The 13094-nt window shown below is 32.4% G+C and carries 15 protein-coding genes and 1 pseudogene; 6 read left to right on the top strand and 10 right to left on the bottom strand.

The window, feature by feature from the left end; translation table 11 throughout:
- Positions 1-56 precede the first annotated feature (56 nt).
- The 4 genes and pseudogenes from ACZ098_RS02355 to ACZ098_RS02340 form a co-directional block, all read right to left on the bottom strand.
- A pseudogene (locus tag ACZ098_RS02355) lies at positions 57-431 on the bottom strand (GxxExxY protein).
- 156 nt (positions 432-587) lie between these two features.
- A complete protein-coding gene (locus ACZ098_RS02350) occupies positions 588-2447 on the bottom strand; it encodes a DNA topoisomerase IV subunit B (RefSeq protein ID WP_487310124.1) in 1860 nt (619 codons plus the stop codon).
- 139 nt (positions 2448-2586) lie between these two features.
- A complete protein-coding gene (locus ACZ098_RS02345) occupies positions 2587-3270 on the bottom strand; it encodes a TIGR02117 family protein (protein ID WP_487310123.1) in 684 nt (227 codons plus the stop codon).
- The gene (locus ACZ098_RS02340; protein ID WP_487310122.1) at positions 3270-3935 is read right to left on the bottom strand and encodes a hypothetical protein; all 666 of its coding nucleotides are present in this window, start codon (positions 3933-3935) and stop codon (positions 3270-3272) included. The genes ACZ098_RS02345 and ACZ098_RS02340 overlap by 1 nt, the downstream gene beginning before the upstream one ends.
- Positions 3936-4140: 205 nt before the next feature.
- On the opposite strand from ACZ098_RS02340, the gene rocD reads away from it, so the two are divergent.
- Positions 4141-5421 (top strand): ornithine--oxo-acid transaminase, encoded by a 1281-nt coding sequence (rocD, locus tag ACZ098_RS02335; protein WP_487310121.1) that lies wholly within the window; start codon positions 4141-4143, stop codon positions 5419-5421.
- Between the two features lie 12 nt (positions 5422-5433).
- On the top strand, positions 5434-5874 hold the full coding sequence (locus ACZ098_RS02330) for a hypothetical protein (RefSeq protein WP_487310120.1): 441 nt from the start codon (positions 5434-5436) through the stop codon (positions 5872-5874).
- 77 nt (positions 5875-5951) lie between these two features.
- On the opposite strand, the gene ACZ098_RS02325 is transcribed toward ACZ098_RS02330, so the two are convergent.
- Both ACZ098_RS02325 and ACZ098_RS02320 read right to left on the bottom strand, forming a co-directional pair.
- On the bottom strand, positions 5952-6284 hold the full coding sequence (locus tag ACZ098_RS02325) for a CCC motif membrane protein (protein WP_487310119.1): 333 nt from the start codon (positions 6282-6284) through the stop codon (positions 5952-5954).
- 23 nt (positions 6285-6307) lie between these two features.
- Positions 6308-6523 carry a DUF2752 domain-containing protein gene (locus tag ACZ098_RS02320; protein WP_487310528.1) on the bottom strand — a complete coding sequence of 72 codons (216 nt, stop codon included), beginning with the start codon at positions 6521-6523 and terminating at the stop codon, positions 6308-6310.
- Between the two features lie 158 nt (positions 6524-6681).
- Between ACZ098_RS02320 and ACZ098_RS02315 the strand changes: the two genes are divergently transcribed.
- On the top strand, positions 6682-6864 hold the full coding sequence (locus ACZ098_RS02315; RefSeq protein ID WP_487310118.1) for a hypothetical protein: 183 nt from the start codon (positions 6682-6684) through the stop codon (positions 6862-6864).
- On the top strand, positions 6851-7408 hold the full coding sequence (locus tag ACZ098_RS02310; protein ID WP_487310117.1) for a Smr/MutS family protein: 558 nt from the start codon (positions 6851-6853) through the stop codon (positions 7406-7408). Before ACZ098_RS02315 ends, ACZ098_RS02310 begins: the two co-directional genes overlap by 14 nt.
- Positions 7409-7459: 51 nt before the next feature.
- Here the strand turns inward: ACZ098_RS02310 and ACZ098_RS02305 are convergent, their stop codons facing one another.
- On the bottom strand, positions 7460-8446 hold the full coding sequence (locus ACZ098_RS02305) for a hypothetical protein (protein ID WP_487310116.1): 987 nt from the start codon (positions 8444-8446) through the stop codon (positions 7460-7462).
- Positions 8447-8553: 107 nt separating this feature from the next.
- Here ACZ098_RS02305 and ACZ098_RS02300 point away from each other — a divergent pair, with 107 nt between their 5' ends.
- A complete protein-coding gene (locus ACZ098_RS02300) occupies positions 8554-9675 on the top strand; it encodes a cysteine desulfurase family protein (protein ID WP_487310115.1) in 1122 nt (373 codons plus the stop codon).
- A gap of 70 nt (positions 9676-9745) precedes the next feature.
- Positions 9746-10378 carry a porin family protein gene (locus ACZ098_RS02295; RefSeq protein ID WP_487310114.1) on the top strand — a complete coding sequence of 211 codons (633 nt, stop codon included), beginning with the start codon at positions 9746-9748 and terminating at the stop codon, positions 10376-10378.
- Between the two features lie 69 nt (positions 10379-10447).
- Here ACZ098_RS02295 and ACZ098_RS02290 read toward each other — a convergent pair whose 3' ends face one another.
- The 3 genes from ACZ098_RS02290 to lpdA all read right to left on the bottom strand — a co-directional run bounded on the left by ACZ098_RS02290 (position 10448) and on the right by lpdA (position 13004).
- The gene (locus ACZ098_RS02290; RefSeq protein ID WP_487310113.1) at positions 10448-10900 is read right to left on the bottom strand and encodes a ferritin-like domain-containing protein; all 453 of its coding nucleotides are present in this window, start codon (positions 10898-10900) and stop codon (positions 10448-10450) included.
- An 11-nt stretch (positions 10901-10911) separates the two neighbouring features.
- On the bottom strand, positions 10912-11415 hold the full coding sequence (locus tag ACZ098_RS02285; protein ID WP_487310112.1) for a pyridoxamine 5'-phosphate oxidase family protein: 504 nt from the start codon (positions 11413-11415) through the stop codon (positions 10912-10914).
- A gap of 200 nt (positions 11416-11615) precedes the next feature.
- Entirely contained in the window at positions 11616-13004 is a 1389-nt protein-coding gene (lpdA, locus tag ACZ098_RS02280; RefSeq protein WP_487310111.1) for a dihydrolipoyl dehydrogenase, read from the bottom strand.
- Positions 13005-13094 lie beyond the last annotated feature (90 nt).

The following is a 13094-nucleotide window of genomic DNA, read 5'->3' as shown; positions in this document are numbered from 1 at the left end:
ATGCCTTTTTTGTAACACAAAGTTTCACTAAGTTTTTACACAAAGTATCACAATGTTTATATAATCAATCTTTTAATTCCGTCTTTCAATGATCTTTTATAAAAATTTAATAGAAAACCTAATTTACAATCTGAAAGTCGCATATAAGTTAAACATTAAGCTGTGTGTTCAATTGTAAAATCTTCAACTACTTTTAATTCAATTATAACTTTTTTATTTACAATAATATCAACTCTGTAACCGCAATCAAATTTTATGTCATCATAAATTACTGGAAATGCCTTTTCTTGCTCAACATCCAATCCACAATTTGCAAGTTCATAAGCCAAACATTCTCTGTAAACTTTTTCTAATAAACCTGAACCAAGTTTGGTATGAACTTTAAAAGCACAATCTAAAATGATTCGACTTATTTCATTTTCTTCAACCATATTTTTTAGTATCACAATGTATCACTAAGTTATCACCAAGTTTCTCAATATTTTTTTTTAAAAGTTTCTTAGTTTAATATCTATTTTTTTTTACTTTTTCCAAAAATTCTTTGTGTGACTTTGTGATAAACTTTGTGCAACTTTGTGCTCCATCAATTACTTTTCCACCAATTCTTTATCCAATTCCACTTTCAGATTATTGATAATAAAAATCTGTCGGTCTGGTGTGTTTTTACCCATATAGAATTCTAACAAAGTTTCGATTGAAGTTGCTTTATCTAACATAACTGGATCCAATCGAATGCTTTCACCAATGAAATGCTTGAACTCATCTGGTGAAATTTCTCCCAATCCTTTAAATCGAGTTATTTCTGGTTTTGGTTTTAGTTTTTCTATGGCATCGCGACGTTCTTCGTCTGAATAGCAATAGATGGTTTCTTTTTTATTTCGAACACGGAATAACGGCGTTTGCAAAATATACAAATGTCCTTCCTTAATCATTTCAGGGAAAAATTGAAGGAAAAATGTAATTAATAATAATCGAATGTGCATTCCATCGACATCGGCATCGGTAGCAATTACGATGTTGTTGTAACGCAAATCTTCGATGCTTTCTTCAATATCTAAAGCGGCTTGAAGCAAATTGAACTCTTCGTTTTCGTACACAATTTTCTTCGACATTCCATAAGAATTCAAAGGTTTACCACGCAAACTGAAAACCGCTTGTGTATTCACATCTCGGCTTTTCGTAATCGAACCCGAAGCCGAATCACCTTCGGTAATAAAAAGTGTGCTTTCTAAACTTCTCGGATTTTTAGCATCGGTTAAATGCACACGACAATCGCGCAGTTTTTTATTGTGTAAACTTGCTTTTTTCGCTCTGTCTTTAGCTAGTTTTCTAATTCCAGAAAGTTCTTTTCGTTCTCGTTCGGCTTGTAAAATCTTACGCAAAAGCAAATCGGCAACTTCTGGATTTTTATGTAAAAAATTATCTAATTTGGTTGTAATAAAATCGTGAATAAACGTACGAACCGTCGGACCATTCGGACCAACATCATTAGAACCCAATTTGGTTTTAGTTTGCGATTCGAAAACCGGTTCTTCAACCTTTATAGAAACCGCAGAAACGATGGATTTTCGAATATCCGAAGCTTCAAAACCTTTATTGTAATATTCACGAATGGTTTTTACTATCGCTTCACGAAAAGCGTTTAAGTGCGTTCCACCTTGTGTAGTATTTTGTCCGTTTACAAACGAATGGTATTCTTCTGAATATTGTGATTTACTGTGAGTTAACGCAATTTCGATATCATCACCTTCTAAGTGAATGATTGGATATTGCATGTCTTCTTCAGTAATTGTTTCTTCTAGTAAATCTTTTAATCCAAATTCAGATAGGTATTTTTCTCCGTTGTAATATATTGTTAATCCGCGATTTAGATAACAATAATTTTTGAGCATTTTGATAATGTACTCGTTTCGGTATTTATAGTTCTTGAAAATAGCTTCGTCAGCAATGAAGGCAACTTTTGTTCCTTTTCGCTTTGTCGATTCAGTAATTTCTTCTTCTAACTGAAGATTTCCTTCTGAGAATTCGGCTGCTTTTTGTTGGTTATCACGAACTGATTCTACACGGAAATAATTGGATAAAGCATTCACGGCTTTGGTACCAACTCCATTCAAACCAACCGATTTTTTAAACGCTTTCGAATCATATTTTCCACCAGTATTCATTTTGGAAACTACGTCAACGACTTTTCCTAATGGAATTCCACGACCATAATCGCGAACGGTTACCAATTTATCTTTGATGGTTACTTCGATAACTTTTCCTGCACCCATAACGAATTCGTCGATGCAGTTGTCGATTACTTCTTTAAGCAAAATATAAATTCCGTCATCCGGAGACGAACCGTCACCAAGTTTCCCGATGTACATTCCGGGACGCATTCGGATGTGTTCTTTCCAATCGAGTGAGCGTATATTGTCTTCGTTATATTGTGTTTCTTGAGCCATTTTAAAATGTATCGATTTTCCGCTAATATAGTGTATTTCGAATCATTTTTGAAATGATATTTATCAAAGTTATTAAGAATGTTTTTGACAATTTTTAAAAGAAAACAGAACAAAGAGAATAGAAAAAAGACAATAAAACTTATTGATAATGATGAAAAATTCCTGAATCGGTTACGGTCCAAAAAGCTGCTTTTTGATTGGCATTTTTTAGCGTTTCATTTGCCCAAGAATTGCAAGTGTGAAACATACTATAGTTTCCTTTTGCCTCATAGAAACTATCGTTATTTCCATAAGTTGTAGCTTCAATAAATAGCGGATTTTGGCTTGAATCAAATTGGAATGTTTCTTCAATATTCGCAACTAATTTTTTATAATTTTCTTCAGAAATTGTGATTTTAACACAATCTTTATTTTCTTTAATTGCTTTATAAAATGTTGTATGTACAGCAGAATTACTCAATCCGAAAGCAGCATTGAATGCGGTTGAAGCTTTTAAATCAGACCATTCGGGCGTGTTTAGATAAAATTCTTTATTTCCCCAACCAAAAGCTAAATAAGTTGCCGTTGAATCTTTGGATTTCGTATTTTCAAACTTGATTTGCGAACTCCAGTTTTTGATTTCGTTTTTTACAGGAACGATAATATCGGTATGAACACCATTGGTTTTTATATAAATTGAAACGTCTTTAGATTGATTATCCGCATCGGAATTGATTGTGATTTTTGAAAATAAAAAAGCAGATACACTATAAATTATTAGAAATATAAATACCGCCAAAAACAGTTTTTTGATAATTTTTAAGATTCTTTTACTAGTTTTCATTATTTAACTTTTACAAATTTAGAATCAAAACCAAAATTTTCAACTTTACTAAATCTCTTAAATTCTGAGCGAGATGGCGAAATGATATAGGATAATGAATCAATCTTTTTGGAATGAATTTTAGTGATGGAATCCATTTTTTTTAAATCGTCGTCTGAATATAATACTTTGATATTTAGTATGTTTTTATTTAAACTCAATAATTTCACTTTCCAGTAAATTGAATCTTTTTCGTTTAAAATTAAATCGCCATTTATTCTTTTTGCTTTTTGAGTTTCAGAAAAGAAGAAAAGTGTATCCCTATTTTTTGACACAAAATCTACTGAATCTCCTACTTTTTTAAAATTGAAAATCTCTTTTTGATCTTTTGAAATATACTTACCATCAACTACATCAAAATATTCCTTTAAAGAATCTAATTGATTTTTGTGAAACCTGAATTTATATGCTCTTTCCGAAAAGATCATGTTATTGGTGATATTCAAAAAAAGTGAATCCTCGGACATATAAACTCCTGTAAATTTATTTGGAAAGGAATTCAATTCAGAATCGTTTACGGGTTGAGGATTTTCAAAATAATAATTAGTACCATATGGAACGGCTTCTGCTTGTTTACAAGAAATTAACACTATTGGTAAGATAAATAGGAAAAGATTATTTTTCATAGGATTGGTTTTTTACAGAAATACAAATTTTGTGCCAGTAGATTTTTCACCTTTCAATTTTATATTTCAAATAGATTATTTGGAAATTAATGAATATGATAATATTTAATTACTTTTGTTTCACTAATGGATGATTTCTCTCCTTTAAGAAGGAATAATAGTGTATTAAAATCTGTAACGAGGTCAGATTAAAAAAAGAATTTATATGTCAGTTTTAGAAAAAATTAGCGCATCAGAACTTATTGGTTTGGAAGACAAACATGGAGCACACAATTATCATCCGTTGCCCGTTGTTTTAAATAGAGGTGAAGGTGTATATGTTTGGGATGTAGAGGGTAAAAAATATTATGATTTTCTTTCTGCTTATTCAGCAGTAAATCAAGGGCATTGTCATCCAAAAATTGTGAATGCGATGGTTGAACAAGCTCAAACTTTAACTTTAACATCTCGAGCGTTCTACAATGATAAGCTAGGTGTTTATGAAAAATTTGTTACCAATTATTTTGGTTTTGACAAAGTCTTGCCTATGAATACTGGCGCAGAAGCTGTCGAAACTGCTATTAAAATATGTCGAAAATGGGCATATGAGAAAAAAGGAATTCCAGAACAAGAAGCGCAAATAATCGTTTGTGATGGCAATTTTCATGGAAGAACAACTACAATCATTTCTTTTTCTAATGATGAAAATGCTAGGAAAAATTTTGGTCCGTACACCGCTGGATTTATCAAAATACCCTATGATGACACAGAAGCGCTTGAAGATGTATTAAAATCAACAACTAATATTGCCGGTTTTTTAGTCGAACCAATTCAAGGTGAAGCAGGAGTTTACACTCCGGCTGAGGATTACATGATGAAGGCAAAGGAACTGTGTAATAAGTACAATGTATTGTTTATTGCCGACGAAATTCAAACTGGAATTGCAAGAACGGGTTCGTTATTATCAGTTTGCGGAAATTGTACTTGTGAAAATGCATGTGAGCGACAAGAAACTTATGCTACTCCAGATATTTTGATATTAGGTAAAGCGCTTTCAGGTGGTGCTTATCCAGTATCGGCAGTTTTGGCTAATGACGGTATTATGAATGTCATAAAACCTGGTCAGCATGGTTCAACTTTTGGAGGAAACCCAATTGCAGCAGCGGTAGCAATTGCAGCTTTGGAGGTTGTAAACGAAGAAAATTTGGCTCAAAATGCAAGACGATTGGGGAAAATTTTTAGAGAGAAAATAGGCGATTTTATCAAAACTTCTTCAATTGCTACGTTAGTTCGCGGTCGTGGGTTGTTGAATGCAATTGTTATAAACGATACCGAAGAAAGCGATACTGCTTGGAATATTTGCCTTGCCTTGCGCGACAACGGATTGTTAGCAAAGCCAACTCATGGAAATATAATTCGATTTGCTCCACCATTGGTTATGAACGAAGAACAACTATTAGATTGCGTAGCAATTATTATTAAAACGCTTAAAGAATTTGAAAACTAACCAATTTATTATATGGAAAACCAAACAAATTTAGAATTAAACAGTATTGCTGTGGATGCATTACGTAGTAGCGCCAAATGGTCGATGTTTTTAGCAATTTTAGGCTTTATAGGTATCGGATTTATGGTCGTAGCAGCAATTTTTATGGGAACAATTATGTCGATGGTTCCTAGCGATGATTCGCCTTTTGGCGCAATGAAAGGATTTATCTCAATAATTTATATATTATTTGCTGCGCTGTATTTTCCGCCAACCTATTATTTATTTAAATATGCTTCAGACATGAAAAACGCTTTGATGTATCAAAAATCAGATATGGTTTCTGACGCCTTAGTGGCTTTGAAGTCGCACCATAAGTATTTAGGTATATCAATAATTGTATTTTTATCTTTATATATAATTGGGATTTTCGGAATGGTTATTTTCTTTGCTTCGTCCGGTCCAAGATTTTAAAAAATAGATTTAATAAAAAAATAATGCTCCAAAAGTTTCAATCTTTTGGAGCATTTTATTTTAAAAATAGAGCTTAATTATCTTCCTTGTAATTCGTTCATGCGTTCCTGCAGTAATTCTGGATTTTGCAATGCTTCAAGCCCGATGTAGCTAAATACCCAAATAAAGAATACCATTGTTAAAATCGATAGTACTAAGCCAATAATAGCTAAAATTCTTCCAATATTTAAATTTTGGTAATTGATGTAGTCCTGCGGATTTAAACGGTATAATTTTAAATCACTGCTAGATAAAAATAGTGCTATAATTCCTAGAATAACACCTATAATTCCGTAACACCAGCACGTTAATATCGATAGTATTCCTAAAACTAAAACCGCCGTGGCATTGGGTAATTTTTGATTTTCCATTTTTTGATTGTTTTGATGGGTTGTTAATATAAAAATCTCATTTTGTAAACATAAGAAATTATCATTATTACAGCGTTAAGAATTGCAAATAAAATGACATATTTGTGATAAGCATGTTTCTTATCCAGGACATGAAGGCTTAAAAAAATGAAAAAAAGCATCGTACTATAAATGGCAGGAAACATATAAAAGGCTTCTCGAAAATTACCTTGAAATAGTAAAACAGTTGCGCGTTGCATGCCGCATCCGATGCAATCAAAACCAAACAATTTTTTGAATAGGCAAGGCAACATATATTGTTCCATGATACTTTATTTTGGCTACAATTTTACAAATAAAAATTTAAATACTTTTTACTACGTAAAGTTTTCTATTTTTGAATACTAAAATAAAATCAATGAAAAAGTTATTAATTCCGATTATGGCGATTGCAATTTTTTTTGCCTTTTACGAGCAGTCTAAAGAGGTTCCAAATATTTATATCACGATAATTTCGATGGTGGTTTTTATGTTTGGAATGGTCAAGTTAATGAGTAAAGTACCAAGTAAAAAACCCGAAGACAAAGATGGAATCCTTTAAAGTAAATGATCGAGTTTCAGTTTTAGATGAAGCAATCGATGGAGTAGTGGTAGGTGTCAAAAATAGTGAGATTACTATCGAAACTACTGATGGTTTTCTGATGACTTTTTTTGTCAACGAGTTGATTAAAATAAACGAATTCAGTAACTTAGGAAGCATGATAAAAAGTGATACTTTATATAAGAAGAATGTCGATATTTTTCCTAAGAAAAACACTAATGCGCCAAAATTTAAGTCGGATAATCATGAAAGGCCAATTCCAGAATTTGATTTGCACATAGAAAAATTAGTAAAATCAAAAGGCAATATGACCAATTACGATATACTTACTTTACAATCTGAAACGGCTGTAAGGCATATTGAATTTGCTATAAAAAATAGAATTCCGAAAATCGTTTTTATTCACGGAGTTGGTGAAGGAGTGTTGAAAGCCGAGCTGGATTTTATTCTTGGAAGATATGATAATGTAAGTTTTCAGGATGCTAATTATCAAAAATACGGACTTGGTGCAACCGAAGTTTATTTTAAACAGAATGTAAAGTAAAAAAAAACACCAAATTTAATTTGGTGTCTTTTTAGTATTTGTAACAAATTTTTAGTTTGTAAAAAAGCTTCCTAGTATATAATCGTCGCCTAATTTAAATGTACTATTTCCTCTAGAAAAAGTAACGTTTTTAAGATGAACTGTGTGCTTAAATTGAACTCCAGAAGTTGTTGTAGTAACTTCGATTAATCCGCTAGTGTTTGTAACTCCATTTTGAGCTATCCATTCTTGAACTAAAATTGGAGTATTTGGCGGCGTTGTTGGACAAAAGAAAGAATTATCTACGGCAGCATCATAAAGCTTGTAAAAAAGTGTGTTGGTGCTATTTAAAATTGCTGTTCTAGGAGTCGTTGAAACACTAGATTGTATAAGTGCATTGTAAGTAGTTGTATCCAGGTTTAATTGTAGAACTTCAGCTCCTTGAATGTTAAAAAGTCGCGTATCTTCTGCAGTACAGGTACTTTTTGCTAAGTCATCTTCTACAAAAGCGAACGGTAAAGTAACTGGCGTGGTTTGAAAATTACCATACGTTAAAGTTTCATAAGTTTGCTCTCCATTTGGCTTTTGAAAAACTATATTTTTGAATGTGATAAGATGGTTGTAGGAATTTATTCTTTCAACTCCATTAGCTGTGTTGATAGTTTTATTTGCGTTGGTTATAACTTCTGCTATTCCAGAAATTGCATTCCATTCTTCTGTTACTGCAGGATTAGCATCGGTAATGGTTCCGCAGAATTTAGAAGAAGCAACAGTTCCATTAAATGATCTGTAAATAACTTTATTGATGGTTGGAGATATAATAACTGTTCTTGGAGTGTTTTCTGGGGTAATATCGTTTAAAAATAAAGTATTAAATGTTGTTACATCTTCAACATTGAATAGTAATGCATCGGTACTATTAATTTTATATAATAAATTTGTTTCTTGACACTTTTCAGGTTGAATATCTTCAAAATTTATGTTCTGCACGGTAACATCACCATCATCACAACTTGACAAAATAAGTAGAAAAGTGATTGAAAAAAGTAGTTTTTTCATGACTGTTTTAATTTTTTTTCAAAAGTAAGTTTTTAAACAATATATGCCAACGATTTAACATAACATATTGGCAAAGTAATTTATATTTGCAACATTTAATTATTTGTATGAAAAATATTTATCTAGACAACGCAGCAACCACACCATTAAGAGCAGAAGTTATTCAAGAAATGGTTGCTGTTATGCAAGCCGATTTCGGAAATCCATCATCAACGCACAGTTTTGGAAGAAGTGCCAAAAGTGCTTTGGAAACTTCAAGAAAGTCTATTGCAAAACTAATGGGTTGCGCAGCGCAAGAAATTATTTTTACTGCAAATGCTACAGAAGCTTCCAATTGGATACTAAGAAATTCGGTAACCGATTTAGGTATTCAACGAATTATTACCAGCAGGATTGAACATCATGCCACGTTATACACCGTGCAATATTTGGAAAGAACATTTGGAATTGAAGTTGATTATGTAAAAATTCTTCCATCGGGCGAAGTTGATATTTCCGACCTTGTTGTACTGCTTTCAAAAGATACTGCAACTTTAGTATCATTAATGCATGTAAATAACGAAACAGGTTGCGAATTGGACATTGCTAAAGTGGGTAGAATTTGCGAACAGCATAAAGCTTTATTTCATTGTGACACGGTGCAATCTGTTGGTAAAACAGAATTTAATTTGCATGAATTACCAGTTGATTTTATTGTTGCTAGTGCGCATAAATTCCATGGTCCAAAAGGCGCAGGATTTGCCTATGTAAAAAAAGGAATAATTTTGCAACCAATGCTTTTTGGCGGTGAACAAGAAAAAGGACTTCGAGCAGGAACCGAAGCTGTTCATCAAGTTGTTGGAATGGCTAAAGCATTGGAAATTGGGATGGAATTATTAAATGACGAACGTATTTATATTTCCAATTTGAAGAAGTACTGTTCAGAGCGATTACAATCAAATTTTCCTGAACTTAAAATTAACGGATGCACAACTTTTTATAATATTTTGAATGTTTTGCTTCCTTTTTCACCTGAAAAAACGGCAATGATTTTATTCAATTTAGATATGAAAGGTATTGCAGTTTCTAGAGGAAGTGCGTGCCAATCTGGAAGCGTGAAACCCTCACATGTATTGTCACAAATGCTTTCTGAAGAAGATTTAAAAAAACCAAGTCTACGTATTTCTTTTAGTCATTATAATTCTAAAGAAGATATTGATGCTTTAGTAACAGGATTAAAAGGTTTATAATTTTAAATTATTTAATGTAAGAAATTTCAATTACTTAAATATTTAAAGTAGTTTTGAAAAAAATATAAACATGAAAAAAAATCTTTTTATTATCGCGTTTTTTATTAGTTCCCAATTCGTACTTCAAGCTCAAGGAAAAGGAGATGTTGAATTTGGAGTTAACTTGGGTTACAACAGTTCAACGGTTTCTAATAATAATTTAAGTGCTGATACTGGTTCGGGATTGAACTTTGGAGTTGCAGCAGATTATTATTTCTCTTCTTCTTGGAGTTTAAAAACCAAACTAATCTATGATCAAAAAGGTTGGAATAATGGTTTTATTGACAACAATACATTTGATCCCGCAGAACCTGCTTTTGTACAAACTAATTTTAATTTGAATTATATCACAATTCCGGTAATGGCCAATTGGCATTTTGGAAGAAATAAAAATTGGTACTTGAATTTCGGACCTTATGTAGGATTTCTAGTTAGTGCTAATGATTCAAGATTTGATACTGATTTAAAAGAGGCTTTTAATGCTACCGATGCTGGTTTAGCTTTTGGAATTGGAGTTAAAATTCCAGTTTCGGACAAGTTAAAACTAAGCCTTGAATACGACGGTCAAGGTGGTGTAGTTGACGTATTTAGAGAAAATCCAAATGATGCAGTTCTTAACACAAGAGGTAGTTTCAATGTAGGACTGAATTTCATCCTTAAATAAATAAAAATACAATTTTAAAAGCCGTTTCTTACTTAAAAGAAACGGCTTTTTAGTTTTATCACAATAACTTTATGCAATTGACTCAATCATAGATTTTACTTTATCATGGTCAGCAACCAAAGAAATGTGCTGGTCTTTCAACATAGTTTGTTGCTCGTAAGAAAGATTTTCAATTTCTTCAGAAAGCACGTCTTCGTATGTTTTCTTGGCAACATCTTCGCCGTATTCACACGATTCTAAAATTACTTTTCTATCATTTCCTGTTAGTGCTGCTTTTACATCCATCCAAACTCTGAAAAATTTCCCTGTAATTCTTGTCTCCTCAGTAGGAACTCCGCCAAGCCTTGTGATTTCTCTTCTTAACTCTGAATTTATAAGTAAACTGGTTGATTGAAATTCAGAAAAATGCGACTTTAAGTCGGCTTCGTTTGTTTCTTCTGATGCTGTTTTGTAACCTTCAATTCGATCATTGTTAATTTGAATCAGGCTGTTTAGTGCTGAGATTGTTCTTTCAATTTCCATAGTTTTTTTGTTTAGATATTTATATTTCCTTGTTTTGCATCAACAAGCGTTGTTCCTGTAACTACAGAAGCAATCATTTTGAAAAAATTAATCATTTGGTTTCCTTCAACATCCCAATAGTAAGCGTTAGTTGGAGTTACTTTTAATAGCGTAATGTTTGGATCGTCTTTACCTTCTTTAAACCAAGTTTTAACAAGCGGCGACCATAATTCCTCGACTTTTACTTTGTCAACAACAATTTCTGCTTCACCGTTTAAAACCATATAACTGCTTTTTGATGGATGCGAATAATAAAGTCTTACATTTTTATCGTTTGCAATTTCTTTATTTTTGATACTATTTTTATCGCTAAAAAACCAAAGAGTTCCATCTTCATCTACTCCTTGTGTACTCATTGGTCTTGTTGAATCTCCTTGATCAACATTGATATTGGTGCAAAAAAGACAAATGTCGATTTCGGTTGCCAATTCTTTAATTTTATAAATTCCTTCATGATTTTCTAAATTCTTTTCCATAGCAGTTTTAATTAAGTTTGATTATGTAAAATTGCTATTTATATTATCGAAAAAATTATACAATCCAGAATTATACTTGCATTATTACCACCTTGCTATTTTTATTGAAAGAGATGCAAAAAAAAAATCCGTTTTGCTCTCACAAAACGGATTTGAAATGATAAAAAAAGTATTTTTTTAGAAATGCTTTTATTTACTTATTATAAGTGAATTACTTCTCCATAAGCATCGGCTACAGCTTCCATAACAGCTTCACTCATCGTTGGATGTGGGTGGATTGCTTTTAAAATTTCGTGTCCTGTAGTTTCTAGTTTTCTAGCTACAACTGCTTCTGCAATCATATCAGTAACTCCAGCACCAATCATGTGGCAACCTAACCATTCGCCATATTTAGCATCAAAAATTACTTTTACAAAACCGTCTGGAGTTCCAGCAGCTTTAGCTTTTCCAGATGCTGAAAATGGAAATTTACCTACTTTTATTTCGTAACCTTTTTCCTTAGCTTGTTTTTCGGTTAATCCTACCGAAGCAATTTCTGGAGTTGCATAAGTACAACCTGGTACGTTTCCGTAATCGATTGGATCTACGTGTAATCCAGCAATTTTTTCAACACAATTTATTCCTTCAGCCGAAGCAACGTGAGCCAAAGCTTGACCTGGAGTTACGTCGCCAATAGCATAATATCCTGGAATATTAGTTTGAGAAAAAGCATTTACAAGAATTTTATCTTTGTCGACAGCAATTCCTACTTCTTCTAATCCAATATTTTCAATGTTTGTTTTAATTCCAACTGCTGAAAGTAAAATATCTGCTTCCAAAACTTCTTCACCTTTGGCCGTTTTCACAAATGCTTTAACGCCGTTTCCAGAAGTATCAATTTTTTCTACAGAGGATGATGTCATGATTTTAACACCAGCTTTTTTCATAGAACGTTCCATTTGTTTCGAAATATCTTCGTCTTCAACCGGAACAATATTGGGCATAAATTCTACAATAGTTACGTCAGTTCCCATTGCGTTATAAAAATGTGCAAACTCCACTCCAATTGCTCCAGAACCAACAATAATCATAGATTTTGGTTGTTTTGGAAGTGTCATTGCTTGTCGGTAACCGATAACTTTTACACCATCTTGAGGAAGATTTGGTAATTCGCGAGAGCGTGCTCCAGTTGCAATAATGATATGGTCAGCGCTGTATTCGGTAACTTTTTTATCTTTATCAGTAACGTCAACTTTTTTACCTGGCTTTAATTTTCCAAAACCATCAATAACGTCAATTTTATTTTTTTTCATCAAGAATTGAACACCTTTGCTCATGTCTCCAGCTACATTTCTTGAACGGTTTACTACTGCATTAAAATCTTTGTCAAATTCTTTTACAGTTAAACCATAATCGGAAGCGTGTTTAAGGTAATCAAAAACTTGTGCTGATTTCAACAACGCTTTTGTTGGAATACAACCCCAATTTAAGCAAACGCCACCAAGACTTTCTTTCTCGATAACGGCTACTTTAAAACCCAATTGTGAGGCACGAATTGCGGTTACATATCCACCTGGACCACTTCCTAAAACTATAATATCGTATTTCATTATGTATGTGATTTCTTGATTAAATGCGATTGCAAAATTAGTAAAAAAGTTTAAATGTTTATGAGTTTATTGGGTTAAAAGTTTGTGCAT

It is taken from the genome of Flavobacterium sp. SP2 (genome assembly GCF_057626655.1).
Note: the sequence above shows the minus strand (reverse complement) of the source record. Positions and strands in the feature narration are given on the sequence as shown.

Bases quoted from the DNA above. Each gene is read 5' to 3' on its own strand.
- ACZ098_RS02285 (WP_487310112.1), bottom strand. From the start codon at position 11,415: ATGGAAAAGAATTTAGAAAATCATGAAGGAATTTATAAAATTAAAGAA.
- ACZ098_RS02330 (WP_487310120.1), top strand. From the start codon at position 5,434: ATGGAAAACCAAACAAATTTAGAATTAAACAGTATTGCTGTGGATGCA.
- ACZ098_RS02305 (WP_487310116.1), bottom strand. From the start codon at position 8,446: ATGAAAAAACTACTTTTTTCAATCACTTTTCTACTTATTTTGTCAAGT.
- ACZ098_RS02320 (WP_487310528.1), bottom strand. From the start codon at position 6,523: ATGCAACGCGCAACTGTTTTACTATTTCAAGGTAATTTTCGAGAAGCC.
- ACZ098_RS02300 (WP_487310115.1), top strand. From the start codon at position 8,554: ATGAAAAATATTTATCTAGACAACGCAGCAACCACACCATTAAGAGCA.
- ACZ098_RS02325 (WP_487310119.1), bottom strand. From the start codon at position 6,284: ATGGAAAATCAAAAATTACCCAATGCCACGGCGGTTTTAGTTTTAGGA.
- ACZ098_RS02345 (WP_487310123.1), bottom strand. From the start codon at position 3,270: ATGAAAACTAGTAAAAGAATCTTAAAAATTATCAAAAAACTGTTTTTG.
- ACZ098_RS02315 (WP_487310118.1), top strand. From the start codon at position 6,682: ATGAAAAAGTTATTAATTCCGATTATGGCGATTGCAATTTTTTTTGCC.
- ACZ098_RS02295 (WP_487310114.1), top strand. From the start codon at position 9,746: ATGAAAAAAAATCTTTTTATTATCGCGTTTTTTATTAGTTCCCAATTC.
- ACZ098_RS02340 (WP_487310122.1), bottom strand. From the start codon at position 3,935: ATGAAAAATAATCTTTTCCTATTTATCTTACCAATAGTGTTAATTTCT.
- ACZ098_RS02350 (WP_487310124.1), bottom strand. From the start codon at position 2,447: ATGGCTCAAGAAACACAATATAACGAAGACAATATACGCTCACTCGAT.
- ACZ098_RS02290 (WP_487310113.1), bottom strand. From the start codon at position 10,900: ATGGAAATTGAAAGAACAATCTCAGCACTAAACAGCCTGATTCAAATT.
- lpdA (WP_487310111.1), bottom strand. From the start codon at position 13,004: ATGAAATACGATATTATAGTTTTAGGAAGTGGTCCAGGTGGATATGTA.
- ACZ098_RS02310 (WP_487310117.1), top strand. From the start codon at position 6,851: ATGGAATCCTTTAAAGTAAATGATCGAGTTTCAGTTTTAGATGAAGCA.
- rocD (WP_487310121.1), top strand. From the start codon at position 4,141: ATGTCAGTTTTAGAAAAAATTAGCGCATCAGAACTTATTGGTTTGGAA.